General features: G+C 67.0%; 21 protein-coding genes. 10 read left to right on the forward strand and 11 right to left on the reverse strand.

All coding sequences use genetic code 11. The features are described 5' to 3' along the window. Positions 1-68: 68 nt before the first annotated feature. The 4 genes from ACFVTE_RS15195 to ACFVTE_RS15210 all read right to left on the reverse strand — a co-directional run bounded on the left by ACFVTE_RS15195 (position 69) and on the right by ACFVTE_RS15210 (position 4,818). Positions 69-1,040, reverse strand: coding sequence for a sugar kinase (locus ACFVTE_RS15195; RefSeq protein WP_387101900.1), 972 nt, complete (start codon positions 1,038-1,040; stop codon positions 69-71). 38 nt (positions 1,041-1,078) lie between these two features. Next, on the reverse strand, positions 1,079-2,290 hold the full coding sequence (gene manD, locus ACFVTE_RS15200; RefSeq protein WP_387101684.1) for a D-mannonate dehydratase ManD: 1,212 nt from the start codon (positions 2,288-2,290) through the stop codon (positions 1,079-1,081). A gap of 93 nt (positions 2,291-2,383) precedes the next feature. Next, entirely contained in the window at positions 2,384-3,409 is a 1,026-nt protein-coding gene (locus tag ACFVTE_RS15205) for an L-idonate 5-dehydrogenase (protein WP_387101686.1), read from the reverse strand. Beyond that, on the reverse strand, positions 3,406-4,818 hold the full coding sequence (locus ACFVTE_RS15210) for an MFS transporter (protein ID WP_387101688.1): 1,413 nt from the start codon (positions 4,816-4,818) through the stop codon (positions 3,406-3,408). The genes ACFVTE_RS15205 and ACFVTE_RS15210 overlap by 4 nt, the downstream gene beginning before the upstream one ends. 153 nt (positions 4,819-4,971) lie before the next feature. Here ACFVTE_RS15210 and ACFVTE_RS15215 point away from each other — a divergent pair, with 153 nt between their 5' ends. Continuing rightward, positions 4,972-5,703, forward strand: a complete 732-nt coding sequence (locus tag ACFVTE_RS15215; protein ID WP_387101690.1) for a GntR family transcriptional regulator — start codon at positions 4,972-4,974, stop codon at positions 5,701-5,703. Positions 5,704-5,791: 88 nt separating this feature from the next. Here ACFVTE_RS15215 and ACFVTE_RS15220 read toward each other — a convergent pair whose 3' ends face one another. After that, a complete protein-coding gene (locus ACFVTE_RS15220; protein WP_387101692.1) occupies positions 5,792-6,337 on the reverse strand; it encodes a YceI family protein in 546 nt (181 codons plus the stop codon). Positions 6,338-6,657: 320 nt separating this feature from the next. On the opposite strand from ACFVTE_RS15220, the gene ACFVTE_RS15225 reads away from it, so the two are divergent. Beyond that, positions 6,658-7,395, forward strand: coding sequence for a DUF1524 domain-containing protein (locus ACFVTE_RS15225; protein WP_387101694.1), 738 nt, complete (start codon positions 6,658-6,660; stop codon positions 7,393-7,395). A gap of 21 nt (positions 7,396-7,416) precedes the next feature. Here the strand turns inward: ACFVTE_RS15225 and ACFVTE_RS15230 are convergent, their stop codons facing one another. Together ACFVTE_RS15230 and fdhA are read right to left on the reverse strand one after the other, a co-directional pair. Beyond that, positions 7,417-7,713 carry a hypothetical protein gene (locus ACFVTE_RS15230; RefSeq protein WP_387101696.1) on the reverse strand — a complete coding sequence of 99 codons (297 nt, stop codon included), beginning with the start codon at positions 7,711-7,713 and terminating at the stop codon, positions 7,417-7,419. Positions 7,714-7,843: 130 nt separating this feature from the next. Continuing rightward, positions 7,844-9,055 carry a formaldehyde dehydrogenase, glutathione-independent gene (fdhA, locus tag ACFVTE_RS15235; protein WP_387101698.1) on the reverse strand — a complete coding sequence of 404 codons (1,212 nt, stop codon included), beginning with the start codon at positions 9,053-9,055 and terminating at the stop codon, positions 7,844-7,846. Positions 9,056-9,362: 307 nt separating this feature from the next. Here fdhA and ACFVTE_RS15240 point away from each other — a divergent pair, with 307 nt between their 5' ends. Then, positions 9,363-9,665, forward strand: coding sequence for a DUF1540 domain-containing protein (locus ACFVTE_RS15240; RefSeq protein ID WP_387101700.1), 303 nt, complete (start codon positions 9,363-9,365; stop codon positions 9,663-9,665). Positions 9,666-9,830: 165 nt separating this feature from the next. After that, positions 9,831-13,610: a TM0106 family RecB-like putative nuclease gene (locus ACFVTE_RS15245; protein WP_387101702.1), complete on the forward strand. Its 3,780-nt coding sequence runs from the start codon at positions 9,831-9,833 to the stop codon at positions 13,608-13,610. A 14-nt stretch (positions 13,611-13,624) separates the two neighbouring features. Here the strand turns inward: ACFVTE_RS15245 and ACFVTE_RS15250 are convergent, their stop codons facing one another. After that, positions 13,625-13,927: an acylphosphatase gene (locus ACFVTE_RS15250; RefSeq protein ID WP_387101703.1), complete on the reverse strand. Its 303-nt coding sequence runs from the start codon at positions 13,925-13,927 to the stop codon at positions 13,625-13,627. A 136-nt stretch (positions 13,928-14,063) separates the two neighbouring features. Between ACFVTE_RS15250 and ACFVTE_RS15255 the strand changes: the two genes are divergently transcribed. Next, positions 14,064-15,263, forward strand: a complete 1,200-nt coding sequence (locus ACFVTE_RS15255; RefSeq protein ID WP_387101705.1) for a mechanosensitive ion channel family protein — start codon at positions 14,064-14,066, stop codon at positions 15,261-15,263. Between the two features lie 91 nt (positions 15,264-15,354). On the opposite strand, the gene ACFVTE_RS15260 is transcribed toward ACFVTE_RS15255, so the two are convergent. After that, on the reverse strand, positions 15,355-16,227 hold the full coding sequence (locus tag ACFVTE_RS15260) for a glycosidase (RefSeq protein WP_387101707.1): 873 nt from the start codon (positions 16,225-16,227) through the stop codon (positions 15,355-15,357). 257 nt (positions 16,228-16,484) lie between these two features. Between ACFVTE_RS15260 and ACFVTE_RS15265 the strand changes: the two genes are divergently transcribed. After that, positions 16,485-16,784, forward strand: a complete 300-nt coding sequence (locus tag ACFVTE_RS15265) for a hypothetical protein (RefSeq protein WP_387101709.1) — start codon at positions 16,485-16,487, stop codon at positions 16,782-16,784. Positions 16,785-16,901: 117 nt separating this feature from the next. Here the strand turns inward: ACFVTE_RS15265 and ACFVTE_RS15270 are convergent, their stop codons facing one another. Further along, positions 16,902-17,177: a DUF2630 family protein gene (locus ACFVTE_RS15270; protein ID WP_387101711.1), complete on the reverse strand. Its 276-nt coding sequence runs from the start codon at positions 17,175-17,177 to the stop codon at positions 16,902-16,904. 294 nt (positions 17,178-17,471) lie between these two features. On the opposite strand from ACFVTE_RS15270, the gene ACFVTE_RS15275 reads away from it, so the two are divergent. From ACFVTE_RS15275 to ACFVTE_RS15290, 4 genes are all read left to right on the forward strand, one after another. Continuing rightward, a complete protein-coding gene (locus tag ACFVTE_RS15275) occupies positions 17,472-18,365 on the forward strand; it encodes a glucose 1-dehydrogenase (protein WP_387101713.1) in 894 nt (297 codons plus the stop codon). A 219-nt stretch (positions 18,366-18,584) separates the two neighbouring features. After that, positions 18,585-19,559, forward strand: coding sequence for an aldo/keto reductase (locus tag ACFVTE_RS15280; RefSeq protein ID WP_387101715.1), 975 nt, complete (start codon positions 18,585-18,587; stop codon positions 19,557-19,559). Positions 19,560-19,757: 198 nt separating this feature from the next. Beyond that, the gene (locus tag ACFVTE_RS15285) at positions 19,758-20,579 is read left to right on the forward strand and encodes a CPBP family intramembrane glutamic endopeptidase (protein WP_387101717.1); all 822 of its coding nucleotides are present in this window, start codon (positions 19,758-19,760) and stop codon (positions 20,577-20,579) included. Between the two features lie 85 nt (positions 20,580-20,664). Next, positions 20,665-21,297 (forward strand): hypothetical protein, encoded by a 633-nt coding sequence (locus ACFVTE_RS15290; protein ID WP_387101719.1) that lies wholly within the window; start codon positions 20,665-20,667, stop codon positions 21,295-21,297. 53 nt (positions 21,298-21,350) lie between these two features. Here ACFVTE_RS15290 and ACFVTE_RS15295 read toward each other — a convergent pair whose 3' ends face one another. Continuing rightward, positions 21,351-22,319 (reverse strand): adenosine deaminase, encoded by a 969-nt coding sequence (locus ACFVTE_RS15295; RefSeq protein ID WP_387101902.1) that lies wholly within the window; start codon positions 22,317-22,319, stop codon positions 21,351-21,353. Between the last annotated feature and the right edge of the window lie 26 nt (positions 22,320-22,345).

Here is a 22,345-nt window from a genome sequence, read left to right on the forward strand (position 1 = left end):
GGCTGCGTCTCCCAGGTTACTGCCCAAGTCGGCGGCGCTCAGGTTGGCGGCGCTCAGGTTGGCACTGCTCAGGCGTGCGATGACAGCTCTCCTTCGGGTGTCTCCAGGCCCTGCGTCTCCACCGTCCGCTCACCCACCGTCTGCGGCCCCAGCGCGTGGGCGCGGGTCTGCTCGAAGCTGGGAATGAAGCCGGTGCCGCCCCTGCCGCCCACCACGAGCGACGCCGCGGCGGCGCCGTACCGCACGGCCTCGGGAAGGCTGTCGCCGAGGACCAGCCGCGCGGTCAGCGTGCCCACGAAGGCGTCGCCCGCACCGGTCTGGTCCACCACTGCCGGAGCGGGAATGGCGTCGATCCACGCAGACGCTCTGTCGCTCTCCAGCTGGATCCCCTCCGCCCCGCAGGTCACAGCGACATTGGCGGTGCCCAGCGAGCGCAGCCTCCCGGCCGCATCGGCAGGCGAGGACGTGCCCAGCAGGGCGGACGTCTCCCCCGGGAACGACGGGGTCACCAGGAAGGCCTTCGGTGCCAGCTCAACCACGGCCGCCGTCGCATCCTCCACGGACGTGAGCCGCGGCCGGTAGTTCGGATCGAAGACGAACCGGCCGGCAACCTCCGCGGCCCGGTAAACGGCGGCCCGGGACGAAGCCGAGATGGCGCAGGCGATGCCGCCGGCAATCACGGCGCCGGCCTCGGCAAACACGGCCGGGTCGACGTCGTCCGGCCCCAGCGTGGAGCCGACGCTGCCGCTGCGCGCGTAGGAGAACTCGCGCTGCCCGTCGGGGTCGCAGTGCACCAGGTACACGCCCTGCTGGCCGGGCCGGAACTTGAGAAGATCGGTGGAGATGCCGAGTTCAGCGATCCTGGCGGCGACCGCCTGGCCAAGATCGTCGTCGGGCAGTACTGCCAGCAGCGCGGTGCGGGCACCGGCCGCAGCGGCAGCCGCCGCGACGTTCAGCGCGTCGCCGGAGATGCCCAGCTGCGCCGGAACGCCGTGCCCGAACGGGACGTCGGTGGCCACCTCGAGGAGGATCTCCCCCATGGCGACGACGTCGTACGGCTGAGTTTGAGTCGAATTGGTCACCAGTCATGCACCGACCCGTCGAGGCGGCGGTTGATGGGCAGGTACTTGGGGTCGAACGCGAACCTCGCGGCGGCTTCCTCGTCGAACTCGACGCCGATGCCCGGAGCGTCGCCGGGGTGCATGTAACCGTCCGTGAAGGTGTAGGAGGTCTTGAACACCTCGTTCGCGGGGTCGCGGTGGCCCATGTATTCCTGGACGCCGAAGTTGGGGATGCTCATGTCCACATGCAGCGCCGCGGCGAAGGACACCGGCGAGAGGTCGCCCGCGCCGTGCGAGCCCGAGCGGACGCCGTACAGGTCCGCCAGCGAGAAGATGCGGCGCAGGTGCGTGATGCCGCCGGCGTGCGAAACCGAGGTGCGGATGTAGTCAATGAGCCGTTCGGTGATCAGCTGCTGGCAGTCCCAGATCGAGTTGAAGACCTCACCCACGGCGATCGGCGTGGTGGTGTGCTGGCGGATCAGGCGGAACGCCGACTGGTCCTCGGCCGGCGTCGGGTCCTCGATCCAGAACGGGCGGAACGGCTCCAGCGAGGCGCCCAGGCGGCCGGCCTCGATCGGGGTCAGCCGGTGGTGGACGTCGTGCAGGACATGCACGCCGTAGCCGAACTGTTCCCGCACATGGGCCATCATCTTCGGCGCGAAGTCCAGGTACGCCGTCGTCTCCCACAGGTCCTCCTGCGGGATGTTGCCGCTGGCCGGCTCGTAGGTCTTGCCGTCCACGGGCGCGATCCCGTAGGTCTTCTCCAGCCCCGGCACGGCCGCCTGCGCGCGGATGGCCCTGTAGCCGAGGTCCAGGTGGTGCTGGAAGTCGGCAGTGAGGTCCTCCAGCGTGGAGCCACTGGCGTGGCCGTAGACCATGACGCCCTCGCGGGCCGCGCCGCCCAGCAGCTCGTACACCGGCATGCCGGCAGCCTTGCCCTTGATGTCCCAAAGTGCGACGTCGATGGCGGCGGTCGCTGTCATGGTCACCGGTCCGCGGCGCCAGTAGGCGCCCTTGTAGAAGTACTGCCACGCATCCTCGATGCGGCGGGCGTCGCGGCCGATCAGCAGCGGGCAGAGGTGCTCGGACAGGTAGGACGCTACAGCCAGTTCACGTCCGTTGAGGGTGGCGTCGCCGATGCCGGTAATCCCGTCCTCGGTTTCGATAACGAGCGTGACGTAATTCCGTCCTGGTGACGAAACCACTACTCGTGCGTCGGTGATCTTCACTGGTGGGGTCCTTTGGGAGTCGGGTCTTGCAAGTAGCTGGCAGTTGTTGTCGTTTTGAGCCCTCAAAACGACAACAACTGCGAGTCAGTTGGGTCAGGAGAGGCGGAGCATGACCTTGCTGCTTCCGGCGGCCGGGTCCGCTGAGACCCGCATGGCTTCCGCGGCCTGGTCGATGCCGAACTTGTGGGTGATGACGGGTGAGACGTCCAGGCCTTCGGACATCGCCTTGAGGGCGTCGGTGATCTCGTCCGCGAACCGGTAGGAGCCGATCCACGTGATCTCCCGGGTCACGATGTCCCCGAGGGCGGCCGGGGCGGGTGCGCCGGGCAGGTTCCCGACCTGGACGATCGTGCCGCCCCGCGCGGTGGCCCGGAGGATGCCGCCCAGCACGGCCGGGATGCCAGTGGCCTCGAACACGAGCTCGACGTCCTCCGGCAGCGTTCCACCGTCGGAGAGGTTGCGGACCTCGTCCGCGCCCATGGCGGTTGCGATCCGCAGCGAGGCATCGTTGATGTCCGTGGCGGTGACGGTCCGCGCACCGGCGTACTTGGCGGCCGCGATCACCAGGGATCCGATCGGCCCGGCGCCGTTGACCAGCACGTCGCGGCCGGCGAGCGAACCAGCCCGCTTCACGGCGTGAAGGGCGACGGCGAGCGGTTCAGCAAGTGCCCCGCGGAGGGTGTCCACGCCGTCGGGAAGCGGACGGATCTGCGATGCGCGGACCAGCTTCCGCTCGCTGAAGCCGCCGTCGGTGTGCGGATCGAAGGCCGCCGATCCGAAGTAGCGGATCTTCGGGTACAGGTTGGTCCGGCCGCTGAGCCGTTCCGGCATGATCCCGTCCCCCACCAGTTCAGCGGGGTGCACCGTGACCGGCTGGCCGACGTCGAGGTTTTCGACGCCGTCGCCCAGTTGGGCGATCCGGCCGGCCACCTCGTGGCCGAGGACGAGCGGGGACTTCAGCTGCGCGGTTCCGGAGGCGCCGTGGCGCCAGTAGGAAAGGTCGGAGCCGCAGATGCCGCCCCATTCGACGTCGAGCACTACCTCTCCGGGACCGGCAACCGGCTCGGGCCGTTCATCGATGCGGAGGTCGTTGGCGCCGTGGACGACTACTGCCTTCATGCGGCGTCTTCCAGGCGGACCAGGTCGCGGCCACGGACCTCGGGGCCGACGGCGGCGGAGACCAGCGTGATCAGCGAGTAGCCGATGAGCATGGCGGCCAGCGGCCACCAGTGCCCGGTGACTGCAGTGAGCGTAGCGGCGAGGATCGGGCCGATGGCCGTGGCCAGGATGCCGCCGATTTCCTTGGCCAGGGCGAGCTGGGTGAAGCGCGTCCGGGCCCCGAAGAACTCGGCCATGGTGACGCTCTCCATCGAGAAGAGGCTCAGCACGCCCAGGTTCAGGCCGGCAACGACGGCAATGGTGACGAGAGTCGGGTTGCCGCTGGTGACCATGAGCATCATCGGAATCGCGAAGACTGCGGTGGCGGAGCTCAGGATGATGTACAGGGGCCGGCGGCCGAAGCGGTCACCCAGGATGCCGATCAGCGGGATGGTGGCGAAGCCGATGATCGAGCCGATCATGATGGCCGTGGTGCCGACGGACTTGTTCATGAGCAGAACCGTGGCGAGGTAGCCGATGAGGAAGGTCTGGATCAGGCCCGAGTTTCCGGCCTGTCCGAAGCGGAGGCCGAGGGCGATCAGGAAGGACTTGCCCTTGCGCTGGTGCAGCGCGGCTTCGATCGTGCTGGTGGGCTGCGTGGTGTGCTTGGCTTCGTTTACTGCGGAGGTGTTTGCTTCGGCGGTGAGGTCGCGCTTGGCGAGTGCGACGCCGTCGACGACGTCCTCACGCTGCTCGAAGACCGGGCTCTCCTTGAGGGAGCGGCGGATCCAGACAGCGAAGATCATCAGCAGGAAGCTGGCGAGGAACGGCAGGCGCCAGCCCCAGGTCAGCAGCTGGTCCTCCGAAAGTACCGCCACCAGGATTGCCCACAGCGCGGAGGCCGCGAGGGTGCCGGAGTTGGTGCCGAGGCAGACGAGCGAGGAGATCAGGCCGCGGCGCCGGGCCGGGGCGTATTCAGCCAGCATCACGGTGGCGCCGGCGATTTCCGCGCCGGCACCGAAGCCCTGGATCAGGCGCAGCGCAACGAGCAGGATGGGCGCCCAGATGCCGACCATGGCGTAGGTGGGCAGCACACCGATGAGGGTGGTGGACGCACCCATCAGCGCGATGGTGATGAAGAGGACCTTCTTGCGGCCGATCCGGTCGCCCATGCGGCCGAAGTACACGGCGCCGACCAGGCGGGCCACGTAGCCGACGCCGTAGGTTGCCATCGCTGCGATGAGGCCGATGACCGGGCTGACGTCGGGGAAGAAGATCTTGTTGAAGACGATGGCCGCGGCCAGCGAGTAGAGCTGGAAGTCCATGAATTCCATGGCCGTACCCAGCCAGCCGGAAACGGCGACCTTCGCGAGGTCCCTGGTGGTCCTCGTCTCGGTTTTGGCGGTGGGCGGTGCGATGCTCTCGGTCATCAGTTGCTCCTTTGCAGGCGATGAAGAAGGGAGTTGGAGAGTTCTGCCTGAATGTGGCCGGTTGGGAGGACAGGAGAGCTGTCCTGCGGCCGCTTGCTGACTACCATACAAGCACTACCATTCTAGTTTGTCAACGATGGCTACACTGGATGCATGGCAACCGGCAAACCCGAAAAAGGGCAGTCTCCGCGGCTTTCCGTGCGGGACCAGACACTGGATACGCTCCGGCGTCGCATCATCTCCCTGCAGCTCCCTCCGGGCGAGCCCTTGTCCGAGAACGAGCTCGCCCAGGAACTCGGTGTCAGCCGGACACCCGTGCGTGAAAGCCTCATCCTGCTGCGTGAAGAAGGCCTGGTGCAGGTCTTCCCGCAGATCGGTTCGTTCGTCTCGCTCGTGGATCTGGGCCGGGTTGCCGAAGCCCAGTTCGTCCGTGAGGCCATCGAATGTGCGTCACTGAAGGATGCCGTGGTTGACGCCTCCGGACTGGCCGGACTGCGCGACATCCTGGCTGCGCAGCGGGACGCGGAATCCGCTGGCGACGTCGAGGAGTTCTTCCGGCTCGACGAGGACTTCCACCGCGAACTCCTCCGCCTGGCAGGGCACGAATCCGCCTGGACCGCGGTCAACTCGGCGAAGGCCCACCTCGACCGCGCCCGCCGGCTCAGCCTCATCGACACCCGCCCCGTGTCCACCCTGATCGATCAGCACACCGCGGTGGTGGACGCGCTCGAAGCCAACAACCGCCCCGAAGCCGACAGCTCCCTGCGGGTCCACCTGCGCGGCGTCTTCGAGGACGTCAAGCGCATCCAGGCATCCTCACCCGAGCTCTTCTCGGACGGCACAACCTCCCGCCCAATAAGGCGCAGCATCGCCCGGCTCTCTTAATCCCCACCGTCTCCCTAACCTCGCAAGCTCGGCCAGGGAACCCTGACGGCGTGGGCCCAAGCAGTCCCGGCGGGCCTGGCTGACTCGCTTATCCCTGCTTAACCAGCGCAGCCTCAAGGTTGATCTTTACCTTGTCGCTGACCAGGAGGCCACCGGCTTCGAGGGCGGCGTTCCAGGTCAGGCCGAACTCCTTGCGGCTGATCTCAGCCTCGGCGGAGAACCCCGCACGGGTGGCGCCGAAGGGGTCGACGGCCACGCCGGTGAACTCAACCTCCAGCTCAACGGGCCTGGTGACGCCCTTGATGGTGAGGTCGCCCGTCAGCGTGTAGTCCTCGCCGTCGCCGTCGATGTGCGTGCCCTTGAAGGTCATCTCCGGGTATTTCGCGACGTCGAAGAAGTCCTCCCCCTTCACGTGCGCGTCGCGGTTGGCGTCACCGGAATCGAAGCTGGCCGTGCGCACGGTGGCGTGCACTGAGGAATCGGCCAGGGACTCGCGCACATGGGCCTCGGCGGTTGCTTCCCGGAACCGCCCGCGGACCTTGCTGATTCCGGCGTGCCGTACGCTGAAGCCGATCTCACTGTGGGACATATCGAGTGTCCAAATACCGGGGGTCAGGCCTGCGGGAAGGGTCATGACGCATCTCCTTTGAAGGAAAAACCTGCTGGTCAGTGCGATTTCAACACTGGTTTAGCCCGGCCGTGAAGTCAAGGATGAGAACCTTCACCACAGACTCCTAGCTTATTTTCAGGAAACTTCCCTAGCCTTGAAGCAGGCCCACCGCGTATCCCCCATCCGAGGTGGTCCTGCCGCTAGGAGAAGCCCCGCAATGCCGTCAGGCAGTGCGGGGCTCTCTGCGTTTCAGGACGTCATCAGCGTGGCACCGCCGCCTCGAACCCGCCGGCCAGTACGATCGATCGTTGAATCGACAGCCAGCGCCACGGGAGTACACCGCCTTGCACCAAGCACCACCCCGCCAAAGGAACTGGTTTGCGGCCGGCGCCCTTGCCGCCGTCATCCTGGCCACCACCGCCTGTGGCGGGGCCATCAGCGCAACCCGGCAGCCGTCGTCGGACGCTGTCCCGGGCGTATCAGCCGGCAACGCACCAGGCTACGCCGTCAAAGCAGCCGACCTCCTCGCTACCCTCCCCGTCAAGGGCCGCGCCCCGAAAACCGGCTACGACCGGGAGGAGTTCGGCCCGGCCTGGTCGGACACGGACCACAACGGCTGCGACACCCGCAACGACATCCTCGCCCGGGACCTCAAATCCACAACGTTCAAGCCCGGAACCAAGAACTGCGTCGTGCTGACGGGCACCCTCGCCGATCCCTACACGGCCACCACCATCGCCTTCACCCGCGGGAACAAAACCAGCAGCGCGGTCCAGATCGACCACGTCGTTGCCCTCAGCGATGCGTGGCAGAAGGGCGCCCAGCGCCTCAGCAAGGCACAGCGGACCGCCTTCGCCAACGATCCCCTCAACCTGCTCGCCGCGTCCGGCCCCGCCAACCAGCAGAAGTCCGACGGCGACGCCGCCACCTGGCTGCCCGCCAGCCGCGCCTACCGCTGCCCGTACGTCGCGCGGCAGATTTCGGTCAAGGCCAAGTACAAGCTGTGGGTGACCCAGGCCGAACGCGCCGCGATGGCCTCGGTCCTGGCCCAGTGCGGCGGGACGGTCGCCGGCGGCAAGTAGCCGGAAGCAAGTAGCCGCCGCTCAGCTTTCCTCCGGCACCTCGCCCGCGAACGGGTAGTCGTCATCGTCGTTGCCGGGTGTGCCTGCGGCCTGCTCGATGGCGTCGGCCTCGGCCGCTTCCTCCGCTGAAAGGTCCGGCGCGGCGGCCGGTCCGTTGGACCGAAGCGGCGTCCGCTGCTCCAGGGCATCCGCCTCGGGAACGTCCTCAGGCAGCGGCCGCTGTTCCTCGTCCCCGGACTCCCCGCCCGCCGACTGGCGCTGTTCGAACGCGTCGACCTCCGGGACTTCGAGCGGTGTTTCGTCAGGCTGGCTGTTCATGGATCTCCTCCTGCGGCTGGGTCCGTCGTTCCATGAGTCTGGCCCTACTTCACGACGACGGCAATGGGGGCCGCAGGCTGCCAAACCTGCAGGCCGGAACTGCATGCGGCCCCGCTTCGCTGCCTCTGCGTCAGCTGAGGTATCCGTTCGGGTTCAGCACGTACTTGGTGGCGGCGCCGGCGTCGAACTCGGCGTACCCCTTCGGTGCTTCGTCCAACGGAATCGGCTTCGCGTTGACGTTCTTGGCGATGTGCACGCGGTCGTTGAGGATGGCCATCATCAGCTGCCGGTTGTACTTCATCACCGGACACTGGCCCGTGGTGAAGCTCAGCGACTTCGCCCAGCCCGTGCCGAGGCTCAGGCTCAGCGCCCCCTTCTTGGCGGCCTCGTCGACGCCGCCCGGATCACCTGTCACGTACAGCCCCGGAATGCCCAGAGCACCGCCCGCTGCAGTGATATCCATCAGCGAATTCAAGACGGTGGCCGGCGCCTCCTTTGCACCCTGGCCGTGGCCCTTCGCCTCAAAGCCCACAGCATCCACGGCGCAGTCCACCTCAGGTACGCCTAGGATCTGTTCGATCTGCTCCCCGGGCCCGCCCTTGGTGAGGTCCACCGTCTCGCAGCCGAAGCTGCGGGCCTGCCCCAGCCGGTCACCGTTCATGTCACCCACTATTACGACGGCGGCACCCAGCAGAAGCGCGCTCGTCGCCGCTGCCAGTCCAACAGGACCGGCACCCGCGACGTATACGGTGGAGCCGACGCCGACCCCCGCCGTCACGGCGCCGTGGAAGCCCGTAGGGAAGATGTCCGAGAGCATGGCAAGGTCCAGGATCTTCTCCATGGCCTTGTCCTTGTCCGGGAACTTGAGCAGGTTCCAGTCCGCGTACGGCACCAGGACATAATTCGCCTGGCCGCCCACCCATCCGCCCATGTCCACGTAGCCGTAGGCGCTGCCCGGCCGGTCCGGGTTCACGTTCAGGCAAATGCCGGTCTTTCGCTCCTTGCAGTTCCGGCACCGGCCGCACGAAATATTGAACGGTACCGAGCAGATGTCCCCGACCTTGATGAATTCGACGTCTGGCCCCACCTCCACCACTTCACCGGTGATTTCGTGGCCCAGCACCAGGTCCGGCGGCGCCGTGGTCCGGCCGCGGACCATGTGCTGGTCAGAGCCGCAGATGTTGGTGGCCACAGTCTTGATAATTGCGCCGTGGGGAACCTTGCGCCCCACGTTGGCCGGGTTTACGCCCGGCCCGTCCTTAAGTTCAAAAGTGGGGTAGTCGATATCAATGACTTCCACCTTGCCGGGTCCCTTGTAGGCAACGGCTTTGTTCCCTTCCATCTCTTTCCTCCTGGCGTCACGGACCCTTCCCTGCGAAGGGTCGGCGGTGAATTCATGAGTGATGTGATGCGCCCTCCGGGGCATTCCCTTGAAAGGCCGGACGACGCCGTCAGGCCTTAAAGGTGGAGGGTGAGGCCAGTCTAGAACGGGGCCCGCGGCGTGGTCCATGGGTTCCGGAGGGTAAATTGAGAGTGCGCACTCAGTGCAATTACGCAACACAATTGGGTCTTTTTGATCCGGAGCATCGGGCCTACGTTGAGAACAGCGAGTCGCCCAGCCAGGGCGTCCGGAACCTTGGAGGAATCCCATGAGCACGCATGTAGCCGATTGCAGCGTTACCAACTGCTCCTTCAACGACCACTCCGAATGTAATGCCGAGGCCATCACGGTGGCCGGCACCACAGACCATGCCTCGTGCGCCACGTTCATTGACACCGGCACGCACGGTGGCCTTCCGAAGGTCCTCGCCGGCGTCGGCGCATGCCAGCGGGCAGAATGCATCCACAACGACCACCTCATGTGCAAGGCGCCTGAAGTCCACGTTGGCCCCGGCCCGGACAACGCCGACTGCCTCACCTACTCCCACAATGGACGGCAGGCCACCCACTGACCGGCGGATCCACTTATCTGCGCATCCACTGACCTGCGCAGGCATGTAGGGTCCCCCCATTGGCCCGGCTCCGGCCGGCGCGGCTTGATTGTCACAGCCTCTTGCTAGATTCGAATCAGCGCACCGGGAACCGTCCCGGAGCGAGGCTGCCAATGGGGAGGCCCCATGTTCCTGCTCGACCCAACCACGCCGGGAGCACCAGCTGATCTGGTGTTCTCAGCCAGCGATCTCGTGGCCGCCAGCGAATGCGAGTACCGCACGCTCCGGATCCTTGACGAGAAGCTGGGCCGCTTCCCCAAGGCCGATTTCGCCGCTGACGAGATGCAGGCGCGGGCCGGCAAGCTCGGCGATGTCCACGAGCACGAGGTGCTGGCCTCGCTCATCGACCGCCACGGCCCGTGGGATGCCTCGCGCGGCACCGGGGTCTACTGCGTGGACCGCGGAACGACGGACCGGGCCGATCTGGAGGACAAGGCCGGCGAGACCGCCACCGCACTGCGCGCCGGCGCGGACGTCGTCTTCCAGGCCACATTCTTCGACGGCGAATTCCTCGGCTACGCGGACTTCCTGGTGCGGGAGGAGGCGGCCGCGGCGAGCGAAGAGGCCGTGGGCATTTCAGCCGCGGGACCCTCACTGTCCAGGGGTTCCGCAGTGGACCGGTATGAGGTCTGGGACACCAAGCTGGCGCGGCACGCCAAGGTGGGGGCGCTGCTGCAGCTCGCTGCGTACGGCGACCAGCTGATCAAGCTCGGGTTGGAGCCGGCCCCGCGGGTATTGCTCGTGTTGGGCAACCTTGAGCGCAGCACCCACTCGCTGGTGGATCTGCTGCCGGTTTACCGCGAGCGCCGGGCACGCTTCCGTCAGCTCACCGCCCGGCACCGTCGCGCGGAGGCTCCTGTAGCGTGGCAACAACCCGGCGTCAGTTACTGCGGCAGGTGCGACTACTGCGCCGAGCAGGTGGCCGGGCACCGCGACCTGCTCATGGTGGCGGGCATGACCTCCGTCGAGCGGAAGAAGCTCGTCGCGGATGGCGTCACCACCATCGACGCCCTCGCCGAGCTCCCTCTGCACCTGGCCAATGGGTCGCGGCAGCGCCTGCGGGACCAGGCCAGGATGCAGACCGGACTGGAGGCAGCCGACGGCTCACGCACCTTCGTGAAGGAGGGCCAGCCGCACACCGTCGCTTACAAGGTGCTGGCGGATAACGCGCTGGCCGGCATTCCTGCCCCGAGCGACGGCGACATCTTCTTCGACTTCGAGGGCGACCCCCTCTGGCAGGATCCCGCAGGCCAATGGGGACTGGAGTACCTCTTCGGCGTGATTGAGGCCCCGCTGCCCACAGACCCCCGCGGCCAGGAACCGGTCTTCCGGCCGTTCTGGGCCCACTCGCGTGCGGGCGAACGGCAGGCGTTCCTGGACTTTCTCGCCTACGTGGAGGAACGGCGCGCCCGGTATCCGGACATGCACGTCTACCACTACGCCCCCTACGAAAAAACGGCCCTGCGAAACCTCTCGCTGAACCATGTGGCCGGCGAGGACGTGGTGGATTCATGGCTGCGGGACGGGCTCCTCGTTGACCTCTACGCCACGGTCCGGCACTCACTGCGTATCTCAGAGGCCTCGTACTCCATCAAGAAGCTCGAGCCGCTGTACATGGGAGACAACCTGAGGTCCGGGGACGTCAAGGACGCCGGCGCTTCCGTCGTGGCTTATGCCGCCTACTGCGAAGCACGCGACGCCGGCCCCGGGAGGCAGGCGGAGGCAGCCGCCATCCTCGCCTCGATCTCGGACTACAACCAGTACGACTGCCTTTCCACGCTGCGCCTCCGGGACTGGCTGCTGCAGCTGGGTGGTGGTGAGGCTGGTGCATCTGCGGCGGCCAGGGCTCCTGTGGAAGCCAGTGCGGGGACGGCAGCTGGGCAACCGCCGTCGGACGCCGTTGCGGACGCGGAACCTTCGCCGGAGGAGGCAGGTCTGCGCGCCTTCCTGGACGCCGTTCCGGAGCACCGCGAACTGACTGCCGATGAACAGGCCGTGGCCATGGTCGCGGCGGCCACCGGCTATCACCGCCGCGAGCGCAAGCAGTTCTGGTGGGAGCACTTCGACCGCCTCGAATCCGAGGTCGACCGGTGGCGGGACCAGCGCAACGTGTTCATCGTGGAAGCGGCCGAGGTGGTCTCAGACTGGGCGCGGCCGACATCCCGGGCCCGGACGGAGTCCCGCACCCTGCGTCTCACCGGGATCATGAGCGAGGGCTCGGAGTTCAAGGCCGGCTCAACCTGGTTCCGGATGTTCGAGGACCCCCTGCCCGAGGGTCTCGGGGAGGTCGACGGCGGGCGGACACCGAAGCGCCCGTCAGCAACCGAGCCTTCAGTTACGGCCGGCTCTTTGGAAGATGCCCTTGCCGCACCCCACGAGGCCACCATGCCGCCCTCGCGCGACGGCATCTTCGGCACGCTCGTGGAAGCGGTCGAGGACCATCCTGAGCAGCCCGGCCGGACCGTCATCACCATCACGGAAAGATCCAAGAAGAAGGTGCCGCCGTACTTCCAGCTGCCCATGGCGCTGACGGACGACCGGCCCATCGCCACCGACAACATTGAGGCCGCACTGGCAGAACTGGCGCAGCTCGTCGGTTCCTCCCTGCCACAACTTCCCAAGCATCCCGGCGTGGACATCCTGCGCCGGTCAGCGCCCAGGCTGGCCGGCATCCCGAACCTGCCCGTCGTCGGCGACGACGCTAACGGAAACGCCGACTACGTCTCGGCCATTACCCAGGCGCTGGAAGACCTTGATCGGTCGTACCTCGCTGTTCAGGGCCCTCCGGGCACGGGCAAGACGTACGTCGGTTCCCACGTCATTGCCCGGCTCGTGGAGGCCGGATGGAAGGTGGGCGTGGTCGCCCAGTCCCACGCAGTGGTCGAAAACATGCTCTGCACGGCGATCGAGAAAGCCGGGGTAGACCCCGCCGTGGTGGCGAAAAAACTGTCCCAACCACGCGTCGTGCCGTGGACTTGCGTCACCGACGAGGACGTCGCGAGGCTCCTCGACGGGCCGGACGGCTGCCTGGTCGGCGGAACCGCCTGGACCATGACGGGCAGGCACGTCCCTGCCGGTTCCCTGGATCTGCTGGTCATCGACGAGGCCGGCCAGTATTCGCTGGCCAACACCCTGGCCGTTGCCCGCTCCGCGAAGCGGCTCCTCCTGCTCGGTGACCCGCAGCAGCTTCCCCAAGTCACCCAGGGCTCCCATCCGGAGCCGGTCGATGAGTCGGCACTGGGCTGGTTGTCTGCTGGGCACGCCACGATGCCTGCCGAGCTCGGCTACTTCCTTGCTGATTCCTGGCGGATGCATCCCGAACTGTGCCGCAAGGTGTCGGTGCTCAGCTACGACGGCAAGCTGGAATCCGCGGCGGCGGCATCACTGCGCCATCTCGACGGGGTGCCGCCGGGCGTGGACACCGTTCTGGTGCCGCACGCCGGCAACACCACGAGTTCAGCCGAAGAGGCTGCCGCGATCGTCGGACTGGCCCGCGAACACATCGGGCTCAAGTGGACGCCGGGCAAGGACGAACCGATCCGCCGGCTGGAACCCAAGGACATCCTGGTGGTGGCCGCGTACAACGCCCAGGTGCAGACCATCCGGCACGCCCTGGGCCAGGACGGCCTGGCCGACGTGCGGGTGGGCACGGTGGACAAGTTCCAGGGCCAGGAGGCTCCGGTGGTGCTCGTGTCCATGGCGTGCTCCGCGATTGCGGAGGCACCGCGTGGAGCCGAGTTCCTGCTCAACCGCAACCGGATCAACGTGGCGGTATCGCGGGGGCAGTGGCGGACCGTGATCGTCCGCTCCCCCGAGCTCACCAACTACATGCCGTCCCGGCCGTTCGCGCTCGAGGAACTCGGGGCCTTCCTGGGGCTCAGCCCGGGCGAACTCGGCAGGGATTAGGCTGGCCGGGAAACTCAGCTGACGACCTGAAAGCTCCTGAAGCCGCCTTCGGCCGGGGAAACCTTCTCGTCGACATGGGACACCCTGCCCGGCGCCTGGGATGATCCGAGCCAGCGCCTGAATTCGACGATGTCCGGCTGCGGCCCTTCCGCGACGACGGCGACCGAACCGTCGTCGTCGTTCCTGACCGAGCCGGTCAGGCCCAGCTCATCGGCCTTGCGGGCGGTCCAGTAGCGGAAGCCGACTCCCTGGACCATTCCCGTGACGCGAGCGGTGAGACGGACGCTGTCCGGATCTGCTGCCTTCGAGTCAGTCATGGAACCAATGTAGCGCCGGCGGCCTCGGTCCCGACAGGCTCGGCGGCCGGGGTGAAACCCCGTCGGAAGGCAAATTTCCGTTCAAACGGAAAAGGTTGGTAGTGGTTGATACATGCCAGACCTTCTAGACCAAGCAATGCCTTTCCTCGCAATGTCAGTAGCCGTGGCGGCCGGGCTGGTCCTCTCCTGGCTGCTCCGCCACGTCGTCCTTCGGCTCAACCGGCGCCTGACTGGACTGCGTGATTCCTCGCGGCGGGCCAGAGTTCCGCTGCGGCTCACGCTGTGCCTCTTTGGCGTCCGGATCGCCCTTGCCCTCAGCACGGAGGACGCGCCCTGGCGCCGGTCAGTGGACCAGGTGCTGCTCATAGCGCTGATCGCCGCCGTGGCCTGGCTGGCGGTCGCGGTGCTGCTGATTATCGAATCACTCATGCTTGCCCACTACAGCGTGGATGTGGCGGACAACCGCCGTGCCCGCCGACTCCGCACGCAGGTCATCCTCGCCCGGCGGGTTGGGGTGGCATTGGTTGTGATCCTCGCGCTGGGCGTCGCGCTCCTGACCTTCCCGGACGTCCGTGCGCTCGGTGCGGGCATCCTCGCCTCGGCCGGCTTGCTCTCCATCGTGGCAGGCCTCGCTGTGCAGTCCTCACTCGTCAACGTCTTCGCCGGAGTCCAGCTGGCGTTCACCGACGCCATCCGTGTGGATGACGTGGTGGTGGTGAACAAGGAATGGGGCAGGATTGAAGAAATCACGCTGACGTACGTGGTGCTCCACATCTGGGACGACCGCCGACTGATCCTGCCATCGACGTATTTCACTACCACGCCCTTCGAGAACTGGACACGCCGTCGGTCCGAGGTGATGGGTACCGTTGAGCTCGACCTGGACTGGCGAGCGCCGGTCGAGGCCATGCGCGCCGAACTCAAGACCCTGCTGGCCGGCACGGATTTGTGGGACGAGCGGGTGGGCGTCCTCCAGGTCACCGACGCCACGAATGGCTTCGTCCGGGTCCGGATCCTGGTGAGCGCGGCGGACAGCGCCTCGCTCTTTGACCTGCGCTGCCTCATCCGCGAGGAACTGGTCCGCTTCCTGCAACAGGAGCACCCGCAGGCGCTGCCGCATCTGCGCTGGGAGACAGTTGGCTCCGTCCCGGGTCAGGCTTCGCCGCAGCGGCCACCACGGCAGCAACTGGATGCCCATCCCCGCCAGCCGTCGGACCCGCACGATTCCCAGCTCTTCACCGGCTCCGTCGAAGCCCTGCAACGGTCCCGCGCCTTTACCGGGCCGGGCGAGGAGGCGTTCGAGGACCGCGAAAAGACCCTGTCTGCCCACGAGTAACCTGTCCGCCCACGAGTAGGCCGCCCCTGGCGCGGACAACGCAGAAGCCCCGCCGCAGCATGAGCTGCGGCGGGGCTTCTGCGTTGTTGAATCAGTTGACGGTGATGTCCCGGGTCCGGTGGTCGTAGCGGATGGTGAGCCGGCCGCCGGAGTGGTGCAGCTCGTGGTTGGCACCATCGAACGCGCCGAACGCGCCGTAGTTCTCTTCCCAGGAACGGTTAAGGGCGATCTTGAAGTTGTAGTAGCCGGCCGGGATCTCAGCCGACAGCTTCCACAGCTGGTCCAGTTCGTCCAGCTGCATTTGCGCTTCGTCGTACTGCGGCGCCCAGTTTTCCGGAGCTCCCAGCAGGGTGTTGAAGTCGCCGGCCACGGCCACGGCCGCCGGCTGGTTGACGGTTTCCGCAGAGTTTTCGACGGGAGCCTGCGCTTCGGCGTCGGCTTCTGCCTTCTTCAGGACTGCCTTGGCCACCGGAGCAACAGCGTCCTCGATCAGCTTGGCCGCCTTGTCAACAACCTTCGCTGCCTTGGACGGAGCCTTCTCGGCCTTTGCAGCGGCTGCCTTCGCGGGCGCCTTCTTGGCTGCCGGTTTGGCAGGTGCGGCCACCGGAAGGGGCGTCCCGGCCGGAACCGGAGTGCCGGCGTCGAGCGCTGCCGAGAAGCTGGCCGCGTCCGGGAAGGCGACCGTTGCGCGCTGTCCGTCCTCGGTGATGGTCCAGCCGGAGCGTCCCTTGACCAGCCAGCCGGCCTTGACCAGCTTGGCCGTGGCGGTGGTCAGTGACTTGTGGCCGCGGGGAATGCCGCCGCTGAGGAGTTCAGCTTCGTAGGCGTTCAGCGGAACCCGGACGAGGGCTTCAGCCAGCACGGCACCGGCGTTCTGCGATTCACCCGACAACACCCCCTCTGCCAGAACGTCCAGCACGGCCTTAAGGCGGATGTTGGTGTTTTCGGCGGCAGTCTTGCGCATGGTTCCCCTTACAGAGCGATTGTTCCCCCAGTAGTCTGCCAAGTGCTGGGCAAATCTGGCGACTTTGTCTGGTAAACATTGTGTGTCGTGACCGACTATGACGGGGATTACACCTGAACTGAGCCGGAAATCTCGGTTATTTCGGCTCTCGCGACCGCTTCCTGGCTCCGCTGGCCTGCTTACACGCCCGGCCCATTTCCCGGCAGCGAGAATAGAAAGTAGGCTTATCATATAGAGCGAGGCATCATACGGAAGGGATGATTTCAGTGAGTGACCACAGCAGCAAGGCAGACGGTTTTATCGTTCCGGACCCGTCGAAACTCCGCGACGACGTTCCCGGCGACGCGGGTGACGATGCCAACGCCATCCGCTTCAGCGAGGAGCAGGCCCTTATCGAGGAACAGTCGCACGGCATCCGCCCGGAGCGCTACAGCGTCCCGTCCGGCGGCCCCACCATGGAGGAAGCCCGCGGCAACATGGATCTCTCCGACGACGTCGGCGACGCCGCCGCCGCGGACAGCAGCGACGACGGACTGCACAGCGGCCAGGAACAATAGCCGCCGGCAATAACCATCAACACGCAGGGCGGCTGCCAACGGCGGCCGCCCTTTTCATGCCCAGCGCTATCGCGCCGGACATCCTAGGACGTGCCGGACATCGTAGGAACTGACGCCCTACTGGACGTAGCCTTCCACCTCGTTGACCGGCCGGGCATCCGCCTCGTTGGGGTCTTCGCCCGCCTTGGCCTTTGCCCGGCGCTGGCGCAGCAGGTCCCAGCACTGGTCCAACGCCTCTTCCACCTGCCGCAGCCGGGCGAGGCGTTCACTCCGGCTGTTGTCATCCTCGTCGGAACTGTCCCCGCCGGCAGATCCCGAACCCGCTGGCTCACGGAGCTGATGTTCTTCGTCAACCAGCGCCTCGATGCGCTGCAGAATGTCCTGGTTGTCCATCGCCTTCACTCCTTGCTTACCGCGTGCCGGATTCACTGTTGGGACCACCACGCACAACCTTTCGCGCGGGGGTTGGACTGCCAGCCTAATCACGTGATGCAGCCCGGGAAAGGGGCAGTTCCCCCGCTTTCAGCCCGGATCCTACCCACCCGCGTTCCGTGACGAGCACGGCACTGGCGGCACCGCCCTCGCCTCGTTAGGGTGGACGATAAGCATGCTTAGCATTACTGCAATGCCAGCACGCCCTGACCAAGATGATCCTGTCCGCGTTCAACACCACCACGGAGGAGAACCATGACCGACCAGTACACGTTCAAGAACCCTGTCACCGCCTACGAGCACATCTCGCCGCCCAAGCAGCACCAGCCCGAGCCCGGCCTGGACGCCAGGCTTGAACCCAAGGCCGATCTGGGCGAGGACAGCTACCGCGGCACCGGACGTCTCGACGGCAGGAAGGCCATCGTCACGGGCGCGGACTCAGGCATCGGCGCGGCGACGGCGATCGCCTTCGCCCGGGAAGGGGCCGACGTCGTGCTTTCCTACCTCCCCGAGGAGGAGGAAGACGCCAGGAAGATCGCGAACCTGATCGAGAAGGCCGGCCGCAAGGCCGTGAAGGTGCCCGGCGACCTCAAGGACGCCGCCACCTGCCAGAAGCTGGTGGACACCGCGCTGCAGGAATTGGGCGGTCTGGACCTCCTCGTCAACAACGCCGGCAAGCAGGTGGCGCAGGAGGACATCGGCGACATCACGGACGAGCAGTTCGACCACACGCAGAAGACCAACGTGTACGCCATGTTCTGGCTCACCCGTGCCGCGGTGCCGCACCTTCCCGCGGGCTCCACGATCATCAACACGACGTCGATCCAGGCCTACAACCCCTCGCCGACGCTCGTTGACTACGCCACCACGAAGGCCAGCATTAACAACTTCACCAAGGGACTGGCCCAGCAGCTGGCGCCGAAGGGCATCCGTGTGAACGCCGTGGCTCCCGGGCCAATCTGGACGCCCCTGCAGGTCAGCAGCGGCCAGCCCAAGGAAGCCCTCCCCGAGTTTGGCAAGGACACTCCCCTGGGCCGCGCCGGACAGCCCGCCGAACTCGCCCCGGCCTACGTGTTCCTGGCGTCGGCGGAGTCGAGCTTTGTGGTGGGCGAGACCCTGAACGTCAACGGCGGCAGCCCCACGCCGTAAGTGCGGCCGGCTATTGTGGGCGCGGCTGCGCATTTTTGCACCACTTCAGGAAGCAGCACCGCCGCCAGCCACCGGGAAACCGCGTCAGCATGCGGGCGCCCCGGGGCCGGCGGCGTTTCCGCGCCATGAAAGTGGAGCAAAAATGCCGCGAACCGACTTATAGTGGCGACTACACGCACCTCCCTGAGCCACTCCCGCAACCCACATCAGGAGAGCCCCATGGAATCCCGCACACTGGGCACACTTTCAGTCTCCAGCCTCGGCCTCGGCTGCATGGGCATGAGCGAGTTCTACGGAACAGGCGACGACGGCGAGTCCATCGCCACCATCCAGGCCTTCCTGGATGCCGGCGGAACCCTGCTGGACACCGCAGACATGTACGGCCCGTTCACCAACGAAAAGCTGGTGGGCAAAGCCATCGCCGGGCGGCGCTCCGACGTGGTCCTGGCCACGAAGTTCGGCAACGAGCGCCGGGAAGACGGTTCCTGGGTAGGCATCAACGGCCGCCCCGAGTACGTCCGCGCCGCCTGCGACGCCAGCCTGCAGCGCCTCGCGGTGGACCACATCGACCTCTACTACCAGCACCGCGTCGACAAGACCGTCCCGATCGAAGACACCGTCGGAGCCATGGCGGAGCTCGTCGAGGCCGGCAAAGTCCGTCATCTCGGGCTCTCCGAAGCCAGCGCTGACACAATCCGCAGGGCGCACGCCGTCCATCCGATCACTGCGCTGCAGACGGAGTATTCGCTCTGGGAGCGGGAGCCGGAGACGAAGGTCTTCCCGGTCCTGGCGGAACTGGGAATCGGGTTCGTGCCCTACAGCCCCCTTGGCAGAGGCTTCCTGACCGGCCAGCTGCGCAGCCCCGACGATTTTGCTGAAGACGACTTCCGGCGGCACTCGCCCCGGTTCCAGGGCGAGAACTTCACCCGGAACCTGCAGCTCGTGGACCGGGTCAAGGAACTCGCAGATGAGAAGCAGTGCAGCCCGGCACAGCTCGCCCTGGCCTGGCTGCTCGCGCAGGGCGAGCACATCGTCCCCATTCCCGGCACCAAGAAGCGCGAACGCCTGGCCGAGAACCTGGGTGCGGCCGACGTCGAGCTGTCAGCAGCGGACCTTGCCCTACTGGATCAGCTTGCCCCGGCAGGCGCTGCCGCAGGAGCGCGCTACCCGCACATGACCTCAATAGACACCTAGGATCCGCTCCGACGCGTCCGCCGGAAGCGTCGACCCTCACCAGAAGCAGGCGGCCCCGGCGGAGGTCCGCGGCGGATACCCGCCGGAAGCCAGGTGCAGCCGGCCCCTGCAGCCGGCATGCAGCGGTGCAACGCCTGCTGGCGCACCGGAGCAGCAGGGGCGGACAATTGGAGCACCTGCAGACCGTTTGGAGCCGCAATGCGCCGTTCAATGGGCTGGCTAAAACACCACAGGCTTCTGGCTTTCTTCATCCTGGCCTACGCAATTTCCTGGGCCTCGTGGCCGCTCTTCGCGGCCGGGCTGATGCCGCGGATGGAATTCCTGCCGGTGGGTCCGCTCGCCGCCGCGGTCATCGTGATAGCCCTGACGGAGGGGCGCCCCGGGTTCCGCGCCTGGGGCCGCCGGCTGATCCGGTGGCGCGCCGGGTGGATCTGGTACGCCGTGGCTCTCCTGCTCCCGGCGGTACTCGTCCTCGTCACGGGGTTCATCACCATGGCATTCGGCGCCGCCGCCCCGGGCCTCGAACGGCTGACGTGGAGCGGGCTGTTGACCGTGTTTGCCGTCCGGCTGGTGAATCCCCTGGACGGTTCACTCGGCGAAGAGCCGGGCTTCCGCGGTTACGCCCTCCCGCTGCTCCAGGCCTCGCGTCCACCACTGCTGTCTGCGGCGATCCTGGGCGCGCTCGCGACGCTGTGGCACCTGCCGCTGGTCCTCTTCAGCGGGCTGAGCGTAATCGGCCTGCCGACGACGTTCGCCATCACGTTTCTCTACGTGTGGATATTCAACCGCACCGGCGGCAGCGTCCTGCTGACGTTTTTGTTCCACAACAGCCAAGGCACCTTCACCGTCGGGTCCTTCGGCTTCGCCGCCGCCGACGCCGGCCGCGCGGAGCTGATCTACTTCGTCGCCGTCGTCCTGGCGGTGCTTGCCACCGTGGTCCTGGACCGCCGGACCTGGCGCAAGGCACCCCGCTCCGCCACCGCCGTCGGGCGTTTCCCGCTCCGGATGCATCCAAGGTGAACGACGGCGCGTGATCGGCGCCGGGCGCACGGCCCCGACGCTTCCGTTCCGGAACCGAAAATCCCGTCCAAATCAGGAGGAAACAATGTCCTCGCCGCTAGCCAAAGCCGCCGGCCCCATCGCCCTGGTGTCGGGCCTCCTTTTCGCCGCCGTGGACCTGGCCCGCCTGATCGCTGCCGACAGGAGCCTGGACCGGATCGAGATGATGCGGCAGGCGCCATTCCAGGTCACGAACGCTCTCTACTGGGTGGTCTTCATCGGGCTCACCCTGGCGCTGGTTTCCGTCTACTTCAGGCTCAGCGGCCGGGCAGGCGGACTCGGCGCCGCCGGGTTCTGCATCGCGCTCGTGGGCACCCTGGACATGGCCGGCAACATGTGGTTCGACGGCTTTGCCGGCCCCTGGATCGCCGACGTCGCCCCCGGCGCGATCCTCGCCGGCGGGTCCGGGATGCTGGCGGTCGGAGGGCTGTCCAGCTACGTGCTCTTCAGCCTGGGCTGGATGTTTTTCGGCATTGCCGGCTGGCGCTCCGGCATGTTCCCCGCGTGGACCTGCGTGGCGTTCGTCGTCGCCGGCTTCCTCGGCTACAACGCGGGGCTGCCGCCGTACGGGATCCCGATCGGGCTGGTCATGGCGGCTCTGGGCTGGTGGATCATCCGCACGGGCGCGCCGGTTGCGGCTAAGGCCGGCCCGGCTTCCGCGGAGCCGCCCAGGCCGTAACCTCCGGCCCGGTCCCGGACCCTGGCCTGCCCCGACCTCAACCCGCCCGGAAGCTAGCCCGCCAGCTCAGCCAGCAGTTCGTGCTTCCGCTCCTCGCTGGCGAACGACGACCTGATGGAGTTCGCGGCGAGCCTGACCCGGTCGAACTCGGACAGCCCCAGGACCGACTCGAGCTGGGCGAAGTTGGTGTCCACGTAGCCGCCGAAGTACGCCGGGTCGTCGGAGTTGACGCTGACGTTGAGGCCGGCGGCCAGCATCGCCGGCAGCGGGTGGGCGGCCAGCATGTCCACGGCGCGGAGCCGGACGTTCGACAGCGGACAGACCGTCAGCGGCACATGGTCATTGACCAGCCGCTCCACGAGCTCAGGGTCCTCCATGCACCGGATCCCGTGGTCGATCCGCTCCACGCCCAGCACGTCAAGAGCCTCCACAATGTACGACGGCGGGCCCTCCTCCCCCGCGTGCGCAATCTTCCGCAGGCCTGCTTCGCCTGCCCTGGCGAACAGCCGCGTGAATTTCGACGGCGGGTTGCCCACCTCTGCGGAGTCCAGGCCGATGCCGGCGATCGGCGCGTTCATCGCCAGAAGCCCCTCGAGGACCTCGAGGGCCGAGTCCTCGGGCAGGTCGCGGAGGAAAGCTGCGATCAGCAGCGTGGAAATGCCGAACTCTTCTTCAGAGGTGGCGAGGACAGACGCGACCCCGTTCACGCAGGTCTCCAGGGCGACTCCGCGCGAGAGGTGCGCCTGCGGATCCATCATGATTTCCGCGTGCCTCACCCCGGCGGCCGCGGCCCGCGTCAGGTAGGCCCGGGTCATGTCCGCAAAGTCCTGCTCCGTCCGCAGCACGGCCATGTTGGCGTAGTACAGGTCGAGAAATGACTGCAGGTCCGTGAACTCGTAGCGGCTCCGCAGTTCGTCCAGGTCCGCGTACGGCAGCTCGATCCCGTTCCGTTCAGCGAGCGCAAAGATCAGCTCCGGCTCCAGCGTCCCCTCAATGTGAAGGTGGAGCTCCGCCAGGGGCATCGGCGACGGGGGCGCCGCCAGCTCCT

The organism is Arthrobacter sp. NPDC058097 (assembly GCF_042884885.1).
Lineage (GTDB): Bacteria > Actinomycetota > Actinomycetes > Actinomycetales > Micrococcaceae > Arthrobacter.

What these genes read in the sequence shown, in the direction of transcription:
- ACFVTE_RS15280 (WP_387101715.1), top strand. Translation starts at nt 18,585, where the DNA reads ATGGAATCCCGCACACTGGGCACACTTTCAGTCTCCAGCCTCGGCCTC.
- ACFVTE_RS15240 (WP_387101700.1), top strand. Translation starts at nt 9,363, where the DNA reads ATGAGCACGCATGTAGCCGATTGCAGCGTTACCAACTGCTCCTTCAAC.
- ACFVTE_RS15230 (WP_387101696.1), bottom strand. Translation starts at nt 7,713, where the DNA reads ATGAACAGCCAGCCTGACGAAACACCGCTCGAAGTCCCGGAGGTCGAC.
- ACFVTE_RS15220 (WP_387101692.1), bottom strand. Translation starts at nt 6,337, where the DNA reads ATGACCCTTCCCGCAGGCCTGACCCCCGGTATTTGGACACTCGATATG.
- ACFVTE_RS15275 (WP_387101713.1), top strand. Translation starts at nt 17,472, where the DNA reads ATGACCGACCAGTACACGTTCAAGAACCCTGTCACCGCCTACGAGCAC.
- ACFVTE_RS15285 (WP_387101717.1), top strand. Translation starts at nt 19,758, where the DNA reads ATGCGCCGTTCAATGGGCTGGCTAAAACACCACAGGCTTCTGGCTTTC.
- ACFVTE_RS15260 (WP_387101707.1), bottom strand. Translation starts at nt 16,227, where the DNA reads ATGCGCAAGACTGCCGCCGAAAACACCAACATCCGCCTTAAGGCCGTG.
- ACFVTE_RS15250 (WP_387101703.1), bottom strand. Translation starts at nt 13,927, where the DNA reads ATGACTGACTCGAAGGCAGCAGATCCGGACAGCGTCCGTCTCACCGCT.
- ACFVTE_RS15295 (WP_387101902.1), bottom strand. Translation starts at nt 22,319, where the DNA reads ATGCCCCTGGCGGAGCTCCACCTTCACATTGAGGGGACGCTGGAGCCG.
- ACFVTE_RS15270 (WP_387101711.1), bottom strand. Translation starts at nt 17,177, where the DNA reads ATGGACAACCAGGACATTCTGCAGCGCATCGAGGCGCTGGTTGACGAA.
- ACFVTE_RS15210 (WP_387101688.1), bottom strand. Translation starts at nt 4,818, where the DNA reads ATGACCGAGAGCATCGCACCGCCCACCGCCAAAACCGAGACGAGGACC.
- ACFVTE_RS15265 (WP_387101709.1), top strand. Translation starts at nt 16,485, where the DNA reads ATGATTTCAGTGAGTGACCACAGCAGCAAGGCAGACGGTTTTATCGTT.
- ACFVTE_RS15215 (WP_387101690.1), top strand. Translation starts at nt 4,972, where the DNA reads ATGGCAACCGGCAAACCCGAAAAAGGGCAGTCTCCGCGGCTTTCCGTG.
- fdhA (WP_387101698.1), bottom strand. Translation starts at nt 9,055, where the DNA reads ATGGAAGGGAACAAAGCCGTTGCCTACAAGGGACCCGGCAAGGTGGAA.
- ACFVTE_RS15205 (WP_387101686.1), bottom strand. Translation starts at nt 3,409, where the DNA reads ATGAAGGCAGTAGTCGTCCACGGCGCCAACGACCTCCGCATCGATGAA.
- ACFVTE_RS15255 (WP_387101705.1), top strand. Translation starts at nt 14,064, where the DNA reads ATGCCTTTCCTCGCAATGTCAGTAGCCGTGGCGGCCGGGCTGGTCCTC.
- ACFVTE_RS15290 (WP_387101719.1), top strand. Translation starts at nt 20,665, where the DNA reads ATGTCCTCGCCGCTAGCCAAAGCCGCCGGCCCCATCGCCCTGGTGTCG.
- ACFVTE_RS15245 (WP_387101702.1), top strand. Translation starts at nt 9,831, where the DNA reads ATGTTCCTGCTCGACCCAACCACGCCGGGAGCACCAGCTGATCTGGTG.
- ACFVTE_RS15195 (WP_387101900.1), bottom strand. Translation starts at nt 1,040, where the DNA reads ATGGGGGAGATCCTCCTCGAGGTGGCCACCGACGTCCCGTTCGGGCAC.